This window comes from Bacteroides thetaiotaomicron VPI-5482 (assembly GCF_000011065.1).
GTDB lineage: Bacteria > Bacteroidota > Bacteroidia > Bacteroidales > Bacteroidaceae > Bacteroides > Bacteroides thetaiotaomicron.
The window spans coordinates 1,021,160-1,039,581 of sequence record NC_004663.1 but is presented as its reverse complement, the minus strand read 5'-3'; the positions used below and the strand labels follow the sequence as shown (position 1 = coordinate 1,039,581).

Genomic DNA, 18,422 nt, shown 5'->3' with positions numbered 1-18,422 from the left:
GACACGGAGCTCTGAATCAAGTTTCTCAGGCCGGATGCAGGGCTTCCGTTTCTTTACTAAATGAAACTGTTATGAAAAATTTTATCAAGGTGATTGATGCCTATGATATTGAAAAGGTTATCAACATTGATTTTATCCAATCTTTATATAAAGATGAAGATTACACTATTATCCGATTCAGCAAAGATGATTGTATTTACGTCAAAGACTCTTATGAAGAACTAAGTCGTAAGCTTCTTAAATTGCCATCTGAAACAAAACCGTCTACACGTAAGACAGGACGAGGTTAAGAATCATCCTTTTTCTTGTACTTCTCCGGAAAGATGGCTTCTTTCTCTTCATCTGATAAGTAAGTAATATACTCTTTGATGAATAGATAGATTCTCTCGGCTGAAGCTGCTACTGCGTTAGATGAAGCGTAATAGGTTTCAGTATAGTGATCGTAAGAATCAAAGGTTTTACTAATAGTTGCTTGTTGCACACACCATTTACGTAGTTTAGTATCCTAGTGATTGTGAATTAGACGAATAATAGGTCTCCGAAATGTAATTCCTAATATTATAATGTATTAATGAACAAATAATATGTAGTTCCTTATAATATAAAAGGATATTATAGAATGACAAGAACGCCTCAATAAACTAAAACAAAACAACTTATAAAACTATAGTATTATGAAAAACATTTTATTCACACTTTTTGCTATTCTCATCTTAACTAGCTGCAGCAAAGATGAAGAAGATTGGACTGAACTTAACAGCAATAACATTATAGGTTATTGGTCGACAGGAATCGAAGGTACTCACAAATTATTAAGTTTCGATGAGGATGGTACTGGCTCTTTTGGAATTTACAGCAATGCTACTCCAATTTCCTTTCAAATGTTCGATTATAAAATCGAGGAAGGTAGAATCTATATTTATGATGTATATCCAGATGAAAAGACTCCATATTATTTAGATTGTAAGATATCAGGCACGACTCTTAAAGTCGAAACCGGAAGTGAAGCTGGAACCTATAAGAAGCAAAAATAAAAGAATTTAGGAGCCCAATTAATTGATTATATAACACAAAAAACAATATGATGAAAAAGTTTTTTTATTTAACTGCAATACTAACCATAGTTTTGGTTTCATGTAATTCAGAAAAGAAGTATAAAGAAAAACTCTCTAATGCTGCTTCCATGATTGAGAAAGAAGCTAATTTAAGTGAAGCTATAGTTCTTACCTATTGTGATACTTGGAGAAAAGTAATTTATGATCATGAATACAATGGGGAGTATTGCACCGATTTCAATGAAGCCTTAGCTAAGCTTAATGAGTTCATAATCACAACAGATACGTATAAAAGGTTAAAACAAAAGAGAGATTCAATCGAGACTATAATGCCACTACTAAATGATTATCCTTCAAATTGCAAGGATGCTTATAATGAGTTAGTATCAATATATGCGGATGCAGATGAATTATTCAGATTTGCAGATGATCCTAGAGGGTCTTTATCTACATACTCAACAAAAACGACAGACCTTTTTCAAAAGATAGAAAAGTCCATGAAAGAATTTAAAGTTAAGCATATACAAAACAAATAAATAAGGAGTCTAGTTAATTGATTGTGCTACTAAATACGAAATACAGAAATCTAAAATAAACTTTTATGGTAAAGATAAATATAACTGCGGAAACAAATGGATTTGTTTTGTTAGAACATGGAGAAGTTTTTATAAAGAACAACAATGATGTTTCTTTGAAATTAATCCCCAATGAGCAAGAAGTTCCCCTTATTATTAATATTGAATTTGCTAACAAAGGAGGACGTATAGCTTCTGTTGATAGAAATATAGTGAATGATAAACTGGTTTTCACTTGTAATAATTTTCAAAGTGAGCCAGGCAATTGGGGTGGAATAATTGAACCAATGCTGATTGCAGAAATGGATGATTGCAATCTCTATCTAAGCTTTTTAGTTTGGAACATTGATACTACAAACTATAATCGTCTTTTGAATTATTCATTTTGGCTAAAAAAGAAATAAAATGGACAGTAAGTTAAAAGTTACCTCCCAAGACGATATAATCTCAACGAGCGATGAAAATCTAGTAAAGACAAAAAACTCAGAAACCCCAATAAAGCTAAAAAGCCCAGAAACCTCAATAACCAATATTATTGGCAGTGGTGAAGATGCTAGGAATTCTATAATTTACCTAGTTCTAAAGTGGGCTTTCATAGCAGCAGCAGTAATTAGCACTTTAGTAATTATAAACAATTGGCTTTTTAGAGATTGTGAGAATAAAGTACCTGATATAACAAGTGACCTTAAAGTAATATGGGAGATAGTTACTCCTATTATAACATTGGCTTTGGGATATGCATTTGGCAAATCCGAGAAATAAATAAAATTGATTGTGTAACTAAAACATACGACATTATGAAAGATTATATTGTAAAATTTGAATTGAATGATACTACTTACGAATTACCTTTCTCTGCAGATGTAAATAGTAGTACAGTATTAAAACAATGCGCCGAGCAATGGGTTGAAGACTATGTAAACCAAACAATTAAATCAGGAATGGTACAATGGCGGATTTTAAGCGTGAGAGAAGATGAAAAATAAAATATCCATTTGGCTATCATCAATTGCCTTATTTTTCGCTTTACTGGCTGCAGGATTTACATTTTTTAGAACCACTCCGATGGAAGCTGATTGGCTAGGCATATTAGTCGGTATCCTTGCATTGTCTACTACTATATTGCTTGGATGGCAAATCATTAGTTATATAGGATTTAAAGATGAAGTTAAAAAGGAGATGGAAAAGACTAAAGCAGAACTCAAAGAAACAACGGATAACATAGATAATATGATTCAACAAAAGATAAATGAAACTCAAAATATTATCTACAAAAAGAATGAATTATATATACAAGGAAGCATAGCTTACTTAGAAGCTTATGCTAAAATTCTTAAAGACGACGCAACGTCTGACAATTACAGTTTCGCTTATGGAAGTTTAGTTAACTCTCTTAATTGTTATTGTAAATATGGTTGCGCCGCTGAAGTAAATATAGATAAGTGTTTATCGGCATTAAAACGTATAATTTCAGATTTCGACAATTTACAGAAACAAAGACATGGAGACAATCCTTTCAATCAATATATACAAAAGAATTTTTCTGATTTAGAATTCTCTAGAGATAATTTATTTGCAAAATTAAAAGCGGGAATTTTAGAGTCGAATAAGACCGGCATCCCTCAAAAATACATAGATGAATTCCTTGAAATTGAAGAAGAAAGAAAAAGAATAATAGAACAAAATAAATTAAGTATTGCCAAGTGGGAAACAAAAATGAAATTAGATAATCAAAACAAGAATAAAGCTCCTGATAATAAAGAATAAATATTATTGATTGAACAATTAAATAGTTTAAATATGTCTTTAATAGTAACTGCATATACACAGGAAGGTATTGTAATAGGTGCCGATAGTTGTATTACAACAAATTTCACACAAGAAGGAAAAGAACTATATAAACATAGCCATTGTGGGAATAAACTATTCTTGTTAAATAAGAAAATTGGAATATCAACTTGCGGTGATGCGATAATTAATGGTATTCTTCTAAGTTCTTTAATCGACCAATATATATGGTCTAAAAAAGAGGAAAATATAACTTTACTTCAAGTTGAAATTGATTTAAAAAATATAGTCAACAATCAAGCCAAAGGCAAAGAGTATTATGTTATATTTCATATATGCGGATATGAAAACGGGAAAAGATATGTTTCTAAATTTGACAATAACGATAAAGAAAGCCATATCAAAGATGTTTCTGAACGTGACGGCTGTATTTATGATGGGCAAGTAGATATTGTTGACCTGTTTTCGCAAGATGTGGCATATAGGGGAACAGATGGTTTATATTATGATATCAACATAGAAAGATGTAGGTATAACGAACTTTCATTGCAGGAAACAATTGAATATGTCTATTTTCTTATCAGTACGACTATTCAGCACATGAGATTTACCTATAAAAAGGATAATGTAGGATTCCCGATTGATATTCTTGTTATAATGCCAAACGAGTCGCTATGGTTGCAAAAGAAAGAACTACATATACCTGGCAATTATTGATTCATCCGACTGGTTTCACTGCGAGATTGCTCGCAACTGATCCGAAAATCATCTTTTTTTGATTTTTGGGATATACTAGTTTTCATTTGAAATAAAACACCAATATCTCCTTCTAAGGATAATCTAAGGAGTTCAATAGGGTTAAAAGTTGGAATTGCGTCATTGGAATAGCAATATTCAAAAAGAATTTCTCCATCCTTATTTTTGATGGAAACTTTTGTATTAGATGAAGACTGCTCTGAATAGATGTGAAGTTCTTGTAATAGCATAGTGTTTTATCTTAATATATAATATATGGAAGAAAAAGACAAAATAATCGCATCACTCCGGCAACAACTCCGGAAAGTCCTGCGAGAAAACAGAGTTCAAAAGCAAGAAATTGCTCTCTTAAATCATGAGTTAGAAAGGGCTAAAATGAAGCCCCCAAAAGAGCGTTCTTTGAACTATCTTTGAAATGGTTAGCTCGCATCATTATAATTGACTGATATGTAGCTGAATATCCTTTATTATCACGCCGCTTTGGGAGCAGGGGGTCGTGGGTTCGAATCCCGCTACCCCGACGAAAAAAAAGAGTTACATTAAGTAGCTCTTTTTTTTGTTTATGCAAAAATATTATTTCAAATGCAAATAGTATTCACGAGTCAATTCTTTATACTCTTCACTATATTGATGACGGGCTACTTCAGTCAACAGTTCCTCCTTAATACATCCCTCATTATTAAACGTAAAAGTAATTAACATCCGTTTAGGAGTTCCTCCCGGCTTGGTTATTACATTTAGCTGGCGAGTTGCATATAAATGATATTCGGAAGCTGCAGTCTTCACCCTGTCAGCCACGTCTGTCGGTATTACGATTGTAAAAGTACCCTCTTTCTTCAATAAATCAGCCACACCCTTCAGCAACTTTTCATAAGTCAGAGAATCGTTATGTCGTGCCATGCTTCTCTGTTGGTCCGGACAACTAAGCGAATCCACAAAGTAAGGAGGATTGGAAACGATCACATCAAATTTATCCGGAGACTGATAGAACAGAAAATCTTGCTTCACCACTTCTATCCGATCCTTCCAGGGAGAACGGGCCACATTTTCCTTAGCCTGCCCGGCAGCGGCTTCGTCAATTTCCAGCGCCACAATATTTGCATCCGGCAGACTACGTTGAGCCAGCATCAAAGCAACCAACCCCGTCCCGGTTCCAATATCTAAAATTCGATGTGCCCCTTGAACAGAAGCCCACGCCCCTAAAAGTACCCCATCCGTACCTACCTTCATGGCACATTTGTCATGCCATACTGTAAACTGCTTAAACTGAAAGAAAGGATTCGCCATCTTATTAGCCATCTAAACCTGTTTTTTACTGATCTTTGCCGAAAACCGTCAAAAATAAATAATTATTATGGAATAAATCCATTAACGCCCGATATTTTGGCATTGTTTTTGTGTTTTTATTCCACACTGTGCTTTATTATTAAAGAGAATCAATTAACTTTGCAAACGATTTATGCATATTATGTATGACATAAACTAAATTAAAACGAAAAGATGAAAGAAAGATACTTATTGGAAGAAGAAGTTGGTGAGAACGGCTTCTCACTGATTACCGACTATGATGGCAATGACGAACATGTGTTTGATGTGAATATAAAATCCGGTGATATTCTTCCGGTTCTCCCCCTTCGTAATATGGTGTTGTTTCCCGGAGTATTTTTACCTATTACAGTAGGCAGAAAGGCTTCATTAAAGCTGGTTCGCGAAGCTGAAAAGAAACACAAAGATATTGCAGTGATTTGCCAGAGATCGGCACACACGGAAGACCCCAAACTGGAAGATTTGCACAATGTCGGCACTGTCGGACGAATTGTACGGGTACTGGAAATGCCTGACCAGACAACAACAGTCATCCTTCAGGGAATGAAACGTCTGCGTCTGAAAGATATTGTAGATACACACCCTTATCTGAAGGGCGAGGTCGAACTTTTGGAAGAAGATGTCCCAAACAAAGACGATAAAGAGTTTCAAGCCCTGGTTGAAACATGCAAGGACTTGACGATGCGTTATATCAAATCATCAGAAATGCATCAGGACTCGTCATTTGCTATAAAAAACATCAGTAATCCGATGTTCCTCATTAATTTCATTTGTGCCAACCTGCCATTCAAGAAAGATGAGAAGATGGATTTATTAAGTATCAACTCATTAAGAGAGCGTACTTATCATCTATTGGAAATCTTGAATCGCGAAGTACAGCTGGCAGAAATCAAGGCATCCATCCAAATGCGTGCCCGTGAGGATATCGATCAGCAACAGCGTGAATACTTCCTCCAACAACAGATCAAAACGATCCAGGATGAACTGGGTGGCAGCGGTCAGGAGCAGGAAATTGAAGAAATGCGCCTGAAAGCAGTTAAAATGCACTGGAATGCAGAAGTAAGAGATACTTTCCTGAAGGAACTGGCGAAACTGGAACGTACACATCCGCAATCACCGGACTTCAGCGTACAACTCAACTATCTGCAAACAATGCTCAACCTGCCTTGGGGTGTTTATACAACAGACAATCTGAATTTGAAAAATGCAGAAAAGACGTTGAATAAAGACCACTACGGACTGGAAAAAGTAAAAGAACGTATTCTGGAACACCTTGCCGTATTAAAACTGAAAGGCGATATGAAATCACCTATTATCTGTTTGTACGGCCCTCCGGGAGTTGGTAAAACATCCCTCGGAAAATCCATCGCATCGGCACTGAAACGAAAATATGTCCGTATGTCTTTGGGTGGTGTGCACGATGAAGCAGAAATTCGCGGTCACCGCAAAACTTATATTGGCGCTATGCCCGGACGAATCATCAAGAGTCTGATTAAGGCAGGAGCCTCTAATCCTGTATTTATACTGGATGAGATCGACAAAGTCAGTGCCGACCGTCAAGGCGATCCGTCATCAGCTTTGCTGGAAGTACTTGATCCGGAACAGAATACCTCTTTCCATGATAACTTCCTGGATGTAGATTATGACCTTTCCAAAGTACTGTTCATTGCAACCGCCAATAATCTGAATACGATCCCCGGCCCGTTGCTCGACCGTATGGAGCTGATTGAAGTCAGCGGATACATCACGGAAGAAAAAGTTGAAATTGCCCGTAAGCACCTGTTGCCGAAAGAACTGGAAGCAAACGGACTTAAAAAGACGGATATCAAGATTCCGAAAGATACTTTGGAAGCGATTATCGAATCATATACCCGTGAAAGCGGCGTCCGTGAACTGGAAAAGAAAATCGGCAAGATTCTCCGCAAATCTGCCCGTCAATATGCAACAGACGGTTATTTCGCCAAATCAGAAATTAAACCGACTGATTTGTATGAATTCCTGGGAGCACCGGAGTATACTCGTGACAATATCAGGGAAATGACTATGCAGGCGTAGTCACCGGACTGGCATGGACTGCCGTCGGCGGTGAAATACTCTTTGTAGAAACGAGTCTGAGCCGTGGTAAAGGTGCGCGTCTTACACTAACAGGTAATTTGGGAGATGTAATGAAAGAATCAGCTATGCTGGCACTCGAATACATCAAAGCACATGCTTCCATCCTCGATCTGAATGAAGACATCTTTGACAACTGGAATATACATATCCATGTCCCCGAAGGTGCTATTCCGAAAGATGGACCGTCGGCAGGTATTACTATGGCTACTTCTTTAGCTTCTGCCCTCACCCAAAGAAAGGTAAAAGCAAACCTTGCCATGACGGGAGAAATCACTCTCCGTGGCAAAGTGCTTCCTGTCGGTGGTATCAAAGAGAAGATTCTTGCCGCCAAACGTGCCGGAATCAAAGAAATCATCATGAGTGCCGAAAATAAAAAGAACATAGATGAAATTCAGGACATATATTTAAAAGGACTGCAATTCCACTATGTAAACGACATTAAAGAAGTATTCGCAATCGCCTTGACAAACGAGAAAGTTGCGGATGCCATTGATTTATCTGTAAAGAAACCCAGCCAGGAATGACATTTGAGTTACAATATACAGACACTAAAAGTAATGCCCGTGCAGGTCTGATAACAACAGACCACGGGCAGATACAAACACCTATCTTCATGCCTGTGGGAACACTGGGCACTGTTAAAGGAGTACATGTAACAGAACTGAAAGAAGATATCCAGGCACAGATTATTCTGGGCAACACCTATCATTTATACTTGCGTCCGGGACTAGACGTAATTGAAAAGGCAGGCGGACTGCATCGCTTCAATGGTTTTGATCGTCCTATGCTGACCGATAGCGGTGGTTTTCAGGTATTCTCATTAGCAGGAATACGAAAACTTCGGGAAGAAGGAGCCGAATTCCGCTCGCACATTGATGGCAGCAAACATATCTTTACCCCGGAAAAGGTGATGGATATAGAACGTACCATTGGCGCTGATATCATGATGGCTTTTGACGAATGTCCTCCGGGAGATTCAGATTATGCATATGCCAAAAAGTCATTAGGGCTGACACACAGATGGCTTGATCGTTGTATTCAGCGTTTTAACGAAACTGAACCGAAATACGGCTACAACCAGTCTCTCTTCCCCATCGTGCAAGGATGTGTTTATCAGGATTTGCGTAAGCAATCCGCTGAATTCGTCGCCTCCAAAGGAGCGGATGGAAATGCAATCGGTGGACTGGCCGTAGGCGAACCGGTAGATAAGATGTACGAGATGATAGAGGTTGTCAACGAGATTCTTCCCAAAGACAAGCCCCGCTATCTGATGGGAGTCGGTACCCCCGTAAATATCCTTGAAGGCATTGAACGCGGAGTCGATATGTTCGACTGTGTTATGCCTACCCGAAACGGACGAAATGGCATGCTGTTTACCAAAGACGGTATCATCAATATGCGAAACAAGAAATGGGAAACAGACTTCTCTCCCATCGAGGCAGACGGTGCTTCTGCTGTAGACACGTTATACAGCAAAGCGTACTTGCGTCACCTTTTCCACGCACAAGAACTACTGGCAATGCAAATTGCTTCTATACACAATCTGGCATTTTACCTGTGGCTGGTAGGTGAAGCCCGGAAACATATCATTGCCGGAGATTTCTCTACCTGGAAGCCGATGATGGTAAAAAGAGTGTCAACAAGATTATAAAGAATGAAAAGCAATCGATTAATAAAACGGCTGGATTGGTATATCATCAAGAAATTCTTGGGGACATACGTATTTGCCATTGCATTGATTATCTCAATTGCGGTGGTATTCGACTTCAACGAGAAGATGGACAAGCTGATGGAGCATGAAGCCCCTTGGGACAAGATCATCTTTGAATACTACATGAACTTCATCCCCTACTTCTCCAATCTGTTCAGTCCGCTGTTCGTATTCATCGCCGTTATCTTCTTTACCTCCAAACTGGCGGAGAACTCTGAGATCATTGCCATGTTCTCCACCGGTATGAGTTTCAAAAGAATGATGCGCCCCTATATGATCTCTGCCGCCATCATTGCTGCGGCAACATTCATGATGAGTTCGTTCATCATTCCCAAAGGTAGTGTTACCCGTCTGAACTTTGAAGATAAATACATCAAACCCAAGAAAGTCAACTCGGTCCGAAACGTGCAGTTGGAAGTGGACAGTGGTGTCATAGCCTATATCGATAATTACAATGACGGAATGAAAACCGGCAACCGCTTTTCATTGGATAAGTTTGTCGACAAGAAACTTGTCTCCCACTTAACGGCACGCCGTATCACTTACGATACAACAACGGTCAATAAATGGACCATTCACGACTATATGGTACGTGAACTGGACGGACTAAAAGAAAAGATCACCAAAGGAGACCGGATCGACTCTATTATAAATATGGACCCATCGGACTTCCTGATCATGAAGAATCAACAGGAGATGCTGACCAGTCCGGAACTGAGCGAATATATAGAAAAGCAGAAACGACGGGGATTTGCCAATATCAAAGAGTTTGAAATTGAGTACCACAAACGAATTGCAATGTCATTTGCTTCGTTTATTCTGACAATCATCGGGGTTTCTCTTTCATCACGAAAAACGAAGGGTGGTATGGGACTTCATCTGGGTATTGGATTAGGGCTTAGCTTCTCTTATATCCTGTTCCAGACAATCACTTCTACCTTTGCCATAAACGGTAACGTGCCTCCTGCGATTGCAGTCTGGATTCCCAATATCCTCTATGCAGGCATCGCATTCTATCTGTATCAGAAAGCACCTAAATAAGGAAACATAAAACTTAGATCAAGGAGATCTAAAATAGAAGTTCCGCCTATTCTTGCCGAAAGCAAGTACAGGCGGAACTTTTTTGTTGTATCCATTTCCTCTTTTGTCTATTCTCCATTTTAATCACCAAATGGGTGATTCGGAAAATCCCTCTTTCTCCTTACTCTTTTCGAGATTGTCAACCAATCTCACTTACATAAGCAGAAAGATCTGCAGCAGAGATGTTTTTGGCTATAATCACACCATTTCCATCCAATAAATAGTTTGTGAACCCCCGATTCAAACGGTACTTTTTAAATAATCTGGAGTCCTCGCCTTCTGTTTCCACGAAACAAGTGGGCGTAACTATTTGGTCCTTACGAACGGTTTCCTTAAAGATTGACTGGTATTCGTCAAACGAAACAGAAACCATTTCCACATTACGGGAAGAACGAAGCACATTGCTCAAACTTACGTTTTGCATCCGGGATTGCGCGTCATAACTTGCCCAAAAACTAAGCAACACATATTTACCTTTCAAATTACCCAACTTAAAAGCCGGTTGCCCATTCGACGCAGATTCGATTTTAAAATCAGGGGCTACGTCACCCTCACTCAAACCTCCGGTAGGTTTGTCTTTCTCAACGAAAGCGGTCAAGGAACAAATCAGTAATACAACAAAAATCCATTTTACATAAGAATTCATGTAATGCGGTTTTAGTTAATACTATCCGGGACTGTCCTTAAACAGTGGTTTCTTCCCGAAACGTTGTCTTTTCAGGCATCAGGCGAAGAGGAATCCGCTGATTATCAGTGCCTTTAATTTTGAAACCGGGTGCAAAGGTAAGTAATTATTAAATTAACTTCCAAAAAAACAAGCCATTTTCTTACTTTTGGGGTATAACTTTTTATGTTATTTAGCATAAAAACGAACTTTTTTCCCTACTTTTGCAGCGTTAAAGTCTATTTTTTTATGCAACCATCAAATACTGAATTGATTCTGATTCGAGTTACCGGCGAAGATCGCCCGGGACTTACCGCTTCCGTAACTGAAATACTTGCCAAGTATGACGCTACTATCCTTGATATCGGACAGGCGGACATCCATAATACTTTGTCGTTAGGCATCCTTTTCAGAAGCGAAGAAAGGCATTCCGGATTCATTATGAAGGAGCTGCTGTTTAAGGCATCTTCATTGGGAGTAACCATTCGTTTCGAACCGATAGGAACCGATCAGTATGAGAACTGGGTAGGTATGCAGGGGAAAAACCGCTATATACTGACGGTATTGGGCCGCAAACTGTCCGCTCGCCAGATCTCTGCCGCTACCCGCGTACTAGCAGAACAAGACTTAAACATTGATGCCATCAAACGTCTGACGGGGCGTATCCCTTTGGATGAGGACAAAACGGATACCCGTACCCGTGCCTGTATCGAGTTCTCCGTACGCGGTACCCCGAAAGACCGTATCGCCATGCAGGAGCGACTGATGCAGCTGGCTAGCGAACAGGAGATGGACTTTTCTTTCCAGCAAGATAATATGTACCGCCGTATGCGTCGTCTGATCTGTTTCGATATGGATTCTACCTTGATCGAAACTGAGGTAATCGACGAGCTGGCTATCCGTGCAGGTGTAGGTGATGAAGTAAAGGCCATTACAGAAAGCGCCATGCGTGGAGAAATAGACTTTACAGAAAGCTTCACACGTCGTGTAGCCTTGTTAAAAGGACTGGATGAATCAGTCATGCAGGAAATAGCAGAAAGCCTTCCTATTACGGAAGGAGTAGACCGCCTGATGTATGTACTGAAAAAATATGGATACAAAATTGCTATTCTTTCCGGAGGATTCACCTATTTCGGTCAGTATCTGCAAAAGAAATACGGCATAGATTACGTATATGCGAACGAATTGGAAATTGTAGACGGCAAATTAACCGGACGCTATCTGGGAGACGTAGTAGACGGCAAACGAAAAGCCGAACTCCTCCGTCTGATCGCTCAGGTAGAGAAGGTTGATATTGCTCAGACGATAGCCGTTGGAGACGGTGCCAACGACCTTCCTATGCTGGGAATCGCCGGACTGGGAATCGCCTTCCACGCAAAGCCCAAAGTAGTGGCAAATGCCAAACAATCCATCAATACCATCGGGCTTGACGGAGTGCTCTATTTCCTGGGATTCAAAGATTCTTATTTGAATATGTAATTGAGACCAAAAATTATTTTATCTTTGTCGGCAAATAAAAAGAAGTAATGAAGTTTTCCGAACTAAAACTAAATGCAAATGTGCTTGATGCGCTTGACGCCATGCGATTTGACGAGTGCACGCCTATACAGGAACAAGCAATTCCAATCATACTAGAAGGTAAAGATTTGATAGCAGTTGCACAAACGGGCACTGGTAAAACAGCAGCATTCCTGCTGCCTATCCTGAATAAGTTATCCGAAGGAGGACATCCCGAAGATGCCATTAACTGTGTCATTATGTCCCCTACCCGGGAATTGGCGCAGCAAATCGACCAGCAAATGGAAGGCTTCTCCTATTTTATGCCCGCATCGAGTGTTGCCGTATACGGTGGAAATGACGGAATCCTTTTCGAACAACAGAAGAAGGGACTTACGTTAGGTGCAGATGTAGTAATAGCTACTCCCGGACGGCTGATAGCCCATTTAAGCCTTGGATACGTAGACCTTTCCAAGGTTTCTTATTTTATACTGGACGAAGCAGACCGTATGCTTGATATGGGATTCTACGAAGATATCATGCAAATCGTGAAATATTTGCCGAAAGAACGACAGACAATCATGTTCTCGGCAACTATGCCTGCCAAAATACAGCAACTGGCAAAAACAATTCTGAATAATCCGGCGGAAATCAAACTTGCCGTTTCAAGACCGGCAGATAAAATCATCCAGGCAGCTTATGTATGTTACGAGAATCAGAAGCTAGGTATCATACGCAGCCTTTTTACTGACGAAGTACCCGAACGTGTGATTATTTTCGCTTCCTCCAAAATCAAGGTTAAAGAAGTAACAAAGGCTCTGAAAATGATGAAACTGAATGTAGGAGAAATGCATTCGGATCTTGAACAGGCACAACGTGAAGTGGTCATGCACGAATTTAAAGCCGGAAGAATCAATATTCTGGTTGCTACGGATATCGTTGCCCGTGGTATCGATATTGACGACATCCGATTGGTTATCAACTTTGATGTCCCCCATGACAGCGAGGATTATGTGCACCGTATCGGACGTACAGCACGTGCCAACAATGACGGAGTAGCACTCACCTTTATCAGCGAGAAAGAACAGAGCAACTTCAAATCCATCGAGAACTTTCTTGAAAAAGAAATATATAAAATTCCCGTTCCCGCCGAATTAGGAGAAGCACCGGAATACAAGCCCCGCTCTTACAACAATAAGAGAGGTGACAGTTCTAAAAGAAGAAGCTTCGGAGGAAAAAGGAATAACAACAATGGAAAAAAAGGCAATAACCGCCCCTCTTCTCCTGCAAGAAACTAAAAAACATTTGGCTATTTCGTCGGAGTAATAGTCAACTTGCCGCTAAAACTGACAGTCAAATTTGCTATACTGTAAATAGAACTTTCCGGAATGGATAAAACAGCCTGATAATGGAAACCATTCCGGTCTACCTTTACAAATTTAGTATCAGATAAAATTGCCTGCACCAGGAAATCCGCAGGAACCACACTTTCAAACATCTGCTTGGTAATATCACTGGCAAACAGGCTCTTCTTGCCTTCATACACACAAATGTGCATCACATTATCGTAGTACACATTATCCATACTAATACCGTCTTCAGTATATATAGTCTTGATCACCCTCATTTTGGATGGATTGATATACACATAAGCACGATAGCGGCTACCATTATAGTTCACAATACTATCGCGCTTCGTTACTTCCGTATAGGTGGGAATAATCATTTCCTGACCGACAAAAGATAACGAATCATTAGGATCTTCAGATTTATGCAATCTGATCATATTATCTGCAATCGAATGAAACCAGAAAATATGCTCCCCCTGCTTATCTATCTTATAATAGGTAGTATCATTGCCATAAGTATAAAGAGTATCCCGTATAATTTTGAATGTAATAGGAGCGCTCTGCGAATCTGCATAATAGATGGTATCCCCTTCTATACGCATCAACGGGCTCTCAGTCTCATCATCCAGCCAGATTCCTTGCAGCAGTTCTTTCGCACTCAAATCCTCCTCTTGTCCGGAGGAAGAGTGCGGATTCTTACTGCTGTTACATGCTGCGAGCAAGATCGCTACTAACGATATCGCTACATATTTCGTCATTTGTCTAAATTTTGTGTATAAAGATACTCTAATTATCTTATTTACCAATGCATGAATAAATAAATCCGAGCTCTTCCATTTCTTTTTTATCATAGATATTGCGTCCATCCAGCACAATTTGCTGATTCATAGTCTTTTTGATGACAGCCCATGAAGGCAGACGGAATTCTTTCCATTCGGTAATTAACATCAGGACATCAGCATCAAGTACCGCATCATACATATCGCGGGCGTAATAAATAACATCACCGATACGACGTTTACACTCATTCATTGCAGCCGGATCGTATGCGCGTATCTGACAACCTGCTTTCAGAAGTTTATCGATCAATACCAATCCCGGAGCCTCACGCATATCATCCGTTTCCGGTTTAAAAGCCAATCCCCACAAGGCGATGGTCTTACCTCTCAAATCACCATTAAACTGCTTCATCAGTTTTTCAAACAAGACTCCTTTCTGCGCCTCATTCACATCTTCCACCGCACGAAGTACACGCATAGTATACCCGTTTTGCTCGGCAGTCTTGATCAATGCTTTCACATCTTTAGGAAAACAAGAGCCACCATATCCGATACCTGGGTATAGGAACTTGCGTCCGATACGAGTATCAGAACCGATACCGCTACGTACCATATTTACGTCGGCACCTACCAGTTCACACAAGTTCGCGATGTCATTCATAAAGCTGATACGGGTTGCCAACATAGAGTTAGCCGCATATTTCGTCATTTCAGCCGATGGGATATCCATGAAAATAACACGGAAGTTATTCAATAAAAACGGCTTATAGAGTTTCGACATCAGTTTCTCCGCACGAACAGACTCCACTCCTACCACTACACGGTCCGGACTCATAAAGTCGCTGATAGCATTGCCCTCTTTCAGAAATTCCGGATTGGAAGCCACATCAAACTCAATGTTCACTCCTCTTTTATCCAGTTCTTCCTGTATAGCGGCACGAACTCTGCGCGCAGTACCTACAGGAACCGTGCTCTTCGTCACTACCAATTTATATTGATTCATATTACGACCGATGGTGCGGGCAACTTCCAGCACATAACTCAAATCAGCACTGCCATCTTCGTCCGGAGGCGTACCGACAGCACTAAATATAACCTCAACATCGTCCAGGCAACTCTCAAGCGAAGTCGTGAATTTCAGTCTTTTTGCCTTGACATTGCGAAGTACCATTTCTTCCAATCCATTCTCATAGATCGGAATCATTCCTTTCTGCAAAGATTCTATTTTCTCGCTATTCGTATCTACACAAGTTACATTTACGCCAATTTCAGCAAAACATGTTCCAGTTACCAAACCAACATAACCGGTTCCGACAATCGCTATTTTCATATCTATCGTTTGTTAGAGTTTATTCAAAATATACAGCATCTCTGAAAGCCATGCCCTCTTTATCCTTGGGCGACAAAAGCATCTGCGACTCCCCAAGCATCCAGTCGATGCCTAACGTTTCATCATTATATACTATAGACGCTTCCGCTTGCGGAGCATATTTATTGTCTACCTTATACATGAACACAGCTTCTTCGCTCAACACCACAAAGCCATGAGCAAAACCACGGGGAATAAAAAACTGCCTTTTATTTTCTTCACTGAGCAATGCGCTGACATGTTTTCCAAAAGTCGGTGACGACCGGCGCAAATCGACAGCAACATCCAGCACCTTTCCTTTCAGAACGCGAACTAACTTTGCCTGGCTGTATTCACCCTTCTGATAGTGCAGTCCCCGCAATACGCCAAAGGACGATTTCGATTCATTATCCTGCACAAAGTCTACCGGACCGATCTTCGCTTCAAACTCCTCTTTCTTAAAGGCTTCCATAAAGTAGCCCCGTTCATCAGAATAAACATTGGGTTCTATCAGCCACACCCCATCTATTTCTGTCTGTATATAGTTCATCGTTAGTAGTAATAAGTAAAACGATGCAAAAGTAGTGATTTTTTCGAAGTTTTCTGGGATATATTCAATTAATCTCTTAATTTTGCACTATGATTGAATTAGCACAACACATAGAGGCTCTGTTGTTAGAGAACGATTGCGTAATCGTTCCTAATTTTGGCGGATTCGTAGCACACTACGCTCCCGCAACCTATGTAAAAGAAGAAAATCTTTTTTTACCTCCTACCCGTATCATCGGTTTCAATTCTCAGCTTAAACTGAATGACGGCGTGTTGGTACAGTCCTATATGTCTGCGCATGACACCAGTTTTGCCGATGCTACCCGTATGGTGGAGAAAGAAGTGAACGCCTTCGTCGAGATTCTTCATGAAGAAGGTAAAGCCGATTTGGAAAACGTGGGTGAAATCCGTTATAACATTTACGGGAACTACGAATTCACTCCTTATGATCATAAGATAACGACTCCTTCATTATATGGATTGGATTCTTTTGAGATGCGTGAGCTCTCTGCGTTGCAGCGAAAAGAAAGAATACTGGTACCTGCCAGTCTGACGAAAGAAAAGAAAACGTATGAAATCAGCATCAGCCGTACCCTTCTTCGTAATGCTGCGGCAATGATTGCCGTTATCGTTATGTTCTTCGCATTCTCTACTCCTGTAGAAAATACGTATGTCGAGAAGAACAATTATGCCCAGTTGCTGCCTGCCGAGCTTTTTGAGCAAATAGAAAAACAATCGGTTGCAGTCACTCCTGTTTCTGTAGAAACAAAGCATAATCAAAAGAATGCGACTGGTCAGACGAAGAAAGTTACCGCTGATAAAGCCAGAACTTCAAGACCTATCGCTGTCAAAGAAGTCAAGGTTGCCAAGCAGGAAACAACACCGGCCGCACCGACAGCAACAATACCGACTACGACCGCAGTGACAACTCCGGTTGCACCCGCAGTTCAGCCACAGGCCAATCATCCCTTTCACATTATCGTAGCAGGAGGAATCGGTCTGAAAGATGCTGAAGCAATGGCAGAACAATTAAAGGCAAAAGGATTTGCCGAAGCGAAAGCCTTGAACAGCGATGGCAAAGTACGTGTCAGCATCCGTTCATTCGGAAATCGCGAAGAAGCTACCAAACAACTACTGGAGCTTAGAAAAAACGAAACTTATAAGAATGCCTGGTTACTGGCAAAATAAATCCCCTTTTGAAACATGAAACGAGTTCTTTGTCCTAAATGTGAGAATTACCTTTTTTTTGATGAAACCAAATACAGCGAAGGTCAATCGCTTGTATTCGAATGCGAACATTGTGGCAAACAATTCAGCATCCGTCTCGGAAAAAGCAAAGTAAAAGCCCTTAGAAAGGAAGAGAACCTGGAAGAAGAAGCGGAGGTTCATAAAGAAGAATTCGGTTATATTACGGTTATTGAAAACGTGTTTGGTTTCAAACAAGTACTTCCGTTGCAAGAAGGTGATAATGTGATAGGCCGTCGTTGCGTGGGTACCGTTATCAATACTCCGATCGAAAGCGGTGACATGAGTATGGACAGACGCCACTGCATCATTAATGTGAAGCGTAACAAACAGGGAAAGCTTGTCTACACATTACGGGACGCCCCCAGCCTCACAGGTACCTTTCTCATGAATGAGATTCTGGGAGATAAAGACCGCGTCCGCATGGAAGACGGAGCAATCGTAACTATCGGAGCTACCACATTCATTCTTCATACAGCTGAAGCTGAATAGAAAGAAAACTGTTTTTCTCCTTTCTATCAGAACTATCTTTGATATCATATATACACATAAAAACAGCGTCACCATTCACAACGAACAGTGACG

General features: G+C 40.1%; 21 protein-coding genes and 1 pseudogene. 16 read left to right on the top strand and 6 right to left on the bottom strand.

Annotated elements, in window-relative coordinates:
* Window positions 1-71: 71 nt before the first annotated feature.
* The 8 genes from BT_RS04240 to BT_RS04205 all read left to right on the top strand — a co-directional run bounded on the left by BT_RS04240 (window position 72) and on the right by BT_RS04205 (window position 4,135).
* Window positions 72-290, top strand: a complete 219-nt coding sequence (locus BT_RS04240; protein ID WP_011107487.1) for a hypothetical protein — start codon at window positions 72-74, stop codon at window positions 288-290.
* A 384-nt stretch (window positions 291-674) separates the two neighbouring features.
* Window positions 675-1,034 carry a DUF5640 domain-containing protein gene (locus BT_RS04235; protein ID WP_011107485.1) on the top strand — a complete coding sequence of 120 codons (360 nt, stop codon included), beginning with the start codon at window positions 675-677 and terminating at the stop codon, window positions 1,032-1,034.
* A 47-nt stretch (window positions 1,035-1,081) separates the two neighbouring features.
* A complete protein-coding gene (locus BT_RS04230) occupies window positions 1,082-1,591 on the top strand; it encodes a hypothetical protein (RefSeq protein ID WP_224207172.1) in 510 nt (169 codons plus the stop codon).
* A gap of 65 nt (window positions 1,592-1,656) precedes the next feature.
* Entirely contained in the window at window positions 1,657-2,034 is a 378-nt protein-coding gene (locus tag BT_RS04225) for a DUF6864 domain-containing function (protein ID WP_011107483.1), read from the top strand.
* Window position 2,035: 1 nt separating this feature from the next.
* Window positions 2,036-2,392 carry a hypothetical protein gene (locus BT_RS04220; RefSeq protein WP_011107482.1) on the top strand — a complete coding sequence of 119 codons (357 nt, stop codon included), beginning with the start codon at window positions 2,036-2,038 and terminating at the stop codon, window positions 2,390-2,392.
* A gap of 35 nt (window positions 2,393-2,427) precedes the next feature.
* Window positions 2,428-2,616 carry a hypothetical protein gene (locus tag BT_RS04215; protein WP_011107481.1) on the top strand — a complete coding sequence of 63 codons (189 nt, stop codon included), beginning with the start codon at window positions 2,428-2,430 and terminating at the stop codon, window positions 2,614-2,616.
* Complete coding sequence (locus BT_RS04210) at window positions 2,606-3,397, top strand: hypothetical protein (protein ID WP_048696745.1); 792 nt, start codon at window positions 2,606-2,608, stop codon at window positions 3,395-3,397. Before BT_RS04215 ends, BT_RS04210 begins: the two co-directional genes overlap by 11 nt.
* Before the next feature lie 33 nt (window positions 3,398-3,430).
* Window positions 3,431-4,135, top strand: a complete 705-nt coding sequence (locus tag BT_RS04205; RefSeq protein ID WP_011107479.1) for a hypothetical protein — start codon at window positions 3,431-3,433, stop codon at window positions 4,133-4,135.
* Here the strand turns inward: BT_RS04205 and BT_RS04200 are convergent.
* Entirely contained in the window at window positions 4,129-4,404 is a 276-nt protein-coding gene (locus tag BT_RS04200; protein WP_011107478.1) for a hypothetical protein, read from the bottom strand. The two genes, BT_RS04205 and BT_RS04200, sit on opposite strands and share 7 nt — an antisense overlap.
* Window positions 4,405-4,429: 25 nt before the next feature.
* Here BT_RS04200 and BT_RS24325 point away from each other — a divergent pair, with 25 nt between their 5' ends.
* Window positions 4,430-4,588 carry a hypothetical protein gene (locus tag BT_RS24325; RefSeq protein ID WP_162838068.1) on the top strand — a complete coding sequence of 53 codons (159 nt, stop codon included), beginning with the start codon at window positions 4,430-4,432 and terminating at the stop codon, window positions 4,586-4,588.
* 159 nt (window positions 4,589-4,747) lie between these two features.
* Here the strand turns inward: BT_RS24325 and BT_RS04195 are convergent, their stop codons facing one another.
* Entirely contained in the window at window positions 4,748-5,461 is a 714-nt protein-coding gene (locus tag BT_RS04195) for a tRNA1(Val) (adenine(37)-N6)-methyltransferase (RefSeq protein WP_048692148.1), read from the bottom strand.
* 213 nt (window positions 5,462-5,674) lie between these two features.
* Between BT_RS04195 and lon the strand changes: the two are divergent.
* From lon to BT_RS04180, 3 genes and pseudogenes are all read left to right on the top strand, one after another.
* Window positions 5,675-8,139, top strand: a pseudogene (lon, locus tag BT_RS04190) (endopeptidase La).
* Window positions 8,136-9,266, top strand: a complete 1,131-nt coding sequence (tgt, locus tag BT_RS04185) for a tRNA guanosine(34) transglycosylase Tgt (RefSeq protein WP_008761519.1) — start codon at window positions 8,136-8,138, stop codon at window positions 9,264-9,266. Before lon ends, tgt begins: the two are co-directional and overlap by 4 nt.
* Before the next feature lie 3 nt (window positions 9,267-9,269).
* Window positions 9,270-10,367 (top strand): LptF/LptG family permease, encoded by a 1,098-nt coding sequence (locus BT_RS04180; protein ID WP_008761518.1) that lies wholly within the window; start codon window positions 9,270-9,272, stop codon window positions 10,365-10,367.
* A gap of 178 nt (window positions 10,368-10,545) precedes the next feature.
* On the opposite strand, the gene BT_RS04175 is transcribed toward BT_RS04180, so the two are convergent.
* A complete protein-coding gene (locus BT_RS04175; RefSeq protein WP_011107474.1) occupies window positions 10,546-11,052 on the bottom strand; it encodes a thioredoxin family protein in 507 nt (168 codons plus the stop codon).
* Window positions 11,053-11,319: 267 nt separating this feature from the next.
* On the opposite strand from BT_RS04175, the gene serB reads away from it, so the two are divergent.
* Window positions 11,320-12,549, top strand: coding sequence for a phosphoserine phosphatase SerB (gene serB, locus BT_RS04170; RefSeq protein WP_008765689.1), 1,230 nt, complete (start codon window positions 11,320-11,322; stop codon window positions 12,547-12,549).
* A gap of 47 nt (window positions 12,550-12,596) precedes the next feature.
* Window positions 12,597-13,865, top strand: coding sequence for a DEAD/DEAH box helicase (locus BT_RS04165; RefSeq protein ID WP_008765688.1), 1,269 nt, complete (start codon window positions 12,597-12,599; stop codon window positions 13,863-13,865).
* A gap of 11 nt (window positions 13,866-13,876) precedes the next feature.
* Here the strand turns inward: BT_RS04165 and BT_RS04160 are convergent, their stop codons facing one another.
* The 3 genes from BT_RS04160 to rfbC are packed head-to-tail and all read right to left on the bottom strand — an operon-like array spanning window position 13,877 to window position 16,593.
* A complete protein-coding gene (locus tag BT_RS04160) occupies window positions 13,877-14,674 on the bottom strand; it encodes a DUF4738 domain-containing protein (protein WP_011107473.1) in 798 nt (265 codons plus the stop codon).
* Between the two features lie 37 nt (window positions 14,675-14,711).
* Complete coding sequence (locus tag BT_RS04155; protein ID WP_011107472.1) at window positions 14,712-16,025, bottom strand: UDP-glucose dehydrogenase family protein; 1,314 nt, start codon at window positions 16,023-16,025, stop codon at window positions 14,712-14,714.
* Window positions 16,026-16,044: 19 nt separating this feature from the next.
* Window positions 16,045-16,593, bottom strand: coding sequence for a dTDP-4-dehydrorhamnose 3,5-epimerase (gene rfbC, locus BT_RS04150; RefSeq protein ID WP_008761514.1), 549 nt, complete (start codon window positions 16,591-16,593; stop codon window positions 16,045-16,047).
* Between the two features lie 89 nt (window positions 16,594-16,682).
* Between rfbC and BT_RS04145 the strand changes: the two genes are divergently transcribed.
* Both BT_RS04145 and BT_RS04140 read left to right on the top strand, forming a co-directional pair.
* Window positions 16,683-17,780, top strand: a complete 1,098-nt coding sequence (locus tag BT_RS04145; RefSeq protein ID WP_011107471.1) for an SPOR domain-containing protein — start codon at window positions 16,683-16,685, stop codon at window positions 17,778-17,780.
* Between the two features lie 15 nt (window positions 17,781-17,795).
* Window positions 17,796-18,329 (top strand): FHA domain-containing protein, encoded by a 534-nt coding sequence (locus tag BT_RS04140; protein ID WP_011107470.1) that lies wholly within the window; start codon window positions 17,796-17,798, stop codon window positions 18,327-18,329.
* Window positions 18,330-18,422: the final 93 nt, after the last annotated feature.

Excerpts from the sequence above, each read along its gene's own strand:
- BT_RS04240 (WP_011107487.1), top strand. The coding sequence starts at position 72 with ATGAAAAATTTTATCAAGGTGATTGATGCCTATGATATTGAAAAGGTT.
- BT_RS04235 (WP_011107485.1), top strand. The coding sequence starts at position 675 with ATGAAAAACATTTTATTCACACTTTTTGCTATTCTCATCTTAACTAGC.
- BT_RS04230 (WP_224207172.1), top strand. The coding sequence starts at position 1,082 with ATGATGAAAAAGTTTTTTTATTTAACTGCAATACTAACCATAGTTTTG.
- BT_RS04225 (WP_011107483.1), top strand. The coding sequence starts at position 1,657 with ATGGTAAAGATAAATATAACTGCGGAAACAAATGGATTTGTTTTGTTA.
- BT_RS04220 (WP_011107482.1), top strand. The coding sequence starts at position 2,036 with ATGGACAGTAAGTTAAAAGTTACCTCCCAAGACGATATAATCTCAACG.
- BT_RS04215 (WP_011107481.1), top strand. The coding sequence starts at position 2,428 with ATGAAAGATTATATTGTAAAATTTGAATTGAATGATACTACTTACGAA.
- BT_RS04210 (WP_048696745.1), top strand. The coding sequence starts at position 2,606 with ATGAAAAATAAAATATCCATTTGGCTATCATCAATTGCCTTATTTTTC.
- BT_RS04205 (WP_011107479.1), top strand. The coding sequence starts at position 3,431 with ATGTCTTTAATAGTAACTGCATATACACAGGAAGGTATTGTAATAGGT.
- BT_RS04200 (WP_011107478.1), bottom strand. The coding sequence starts at position 4,404 with ATGCTATTACAAGAACTTCACATCTATTCAGAGCAGTCTTCATCTAAT.
- BT_RS24325 (WP_162838068.1), top strand. The coding sequence starts at position 4,430 with ATGGAAGAAAAAGACAAAATAATCGCATCACTCCGGCAACAACTCCGG.
- BT_RS04195 (WP_048692148.1), bottom strand. The coding sequence starts at position 5,461 with ATGGCGAATCCTTTCTTTCAGTTTAAGCAGTTTACAGTATGGCATGAC.
- tgt (WP_008761519.1), top strand. The coding sequence starts at position 8,136 with ATGACATTTGAGTTACAATATACAGACACTAAAAGTAATGCCCGTGCA.
- BT_RS04180 (WP_008761518.1), top strand. The coding sequence starts at position 9,270 with ATGAAAAGCAATCGATTAATAAAACGGCTGGATTGGTATATCATCAAG.
- BT_RS04175 (WP_011107474.1), bottom strand. The coding sequence starts at position 11,052 with ATGAATTCTTATGTAAAATGGATTTTTGTTGTATTACTGATTTGTTCC.
- serB (WP_008765689.1), top strand. The coding sequence starts at position 11,320 with ATGCAACCATCAAATACTGAATTGATTCTGATTCGAGTTACCGGCGAA.
- BT_RS04165 (WP_008765688.1), top strand. The coding sequence starts at position 12,597 with ATGAAGTTTTCCGAACTAAAACTAAATGCAAATGTGCTTGATGCGCTT.
- BT_RS04160 (WP_011107473.1), bottom strand. The coding sequence starts at position 14,674 with ATGACGAAATATGTAGCGATATCGTTAGTAGCGATCTTGCTCGCAGCA.
- BT_RS04155 (WP_011107472.1), bottom strand. The coding sequence starts at position 16,025 with ATGAAAATAGCGATTGTCGGAACCGGTTATGTTGGTTTGGTAACTGGA.
- rfbC (WP_008761514.1), bottom strand. The coding sequence starts at position 16,593 with ATGAACTATATACAGACAGAAATAGATGGGGTGTGGCTGATAGAACCC.
- BT_RS04145 (WP_011107471.1), top strand. The coding sequence starts at position 16,683 with ATGATTGAATTAGCACAACACATAGAGGCTCTGTTGTTAGAGAACGAT.
- BT_RS04140 (WP_011107470.1), top strand. The coding sequence starts at position 17,796 with ATGAAACGAGTTCTTTGTCCTAAATGTGAGAATTACCTTTTTTTTGAT.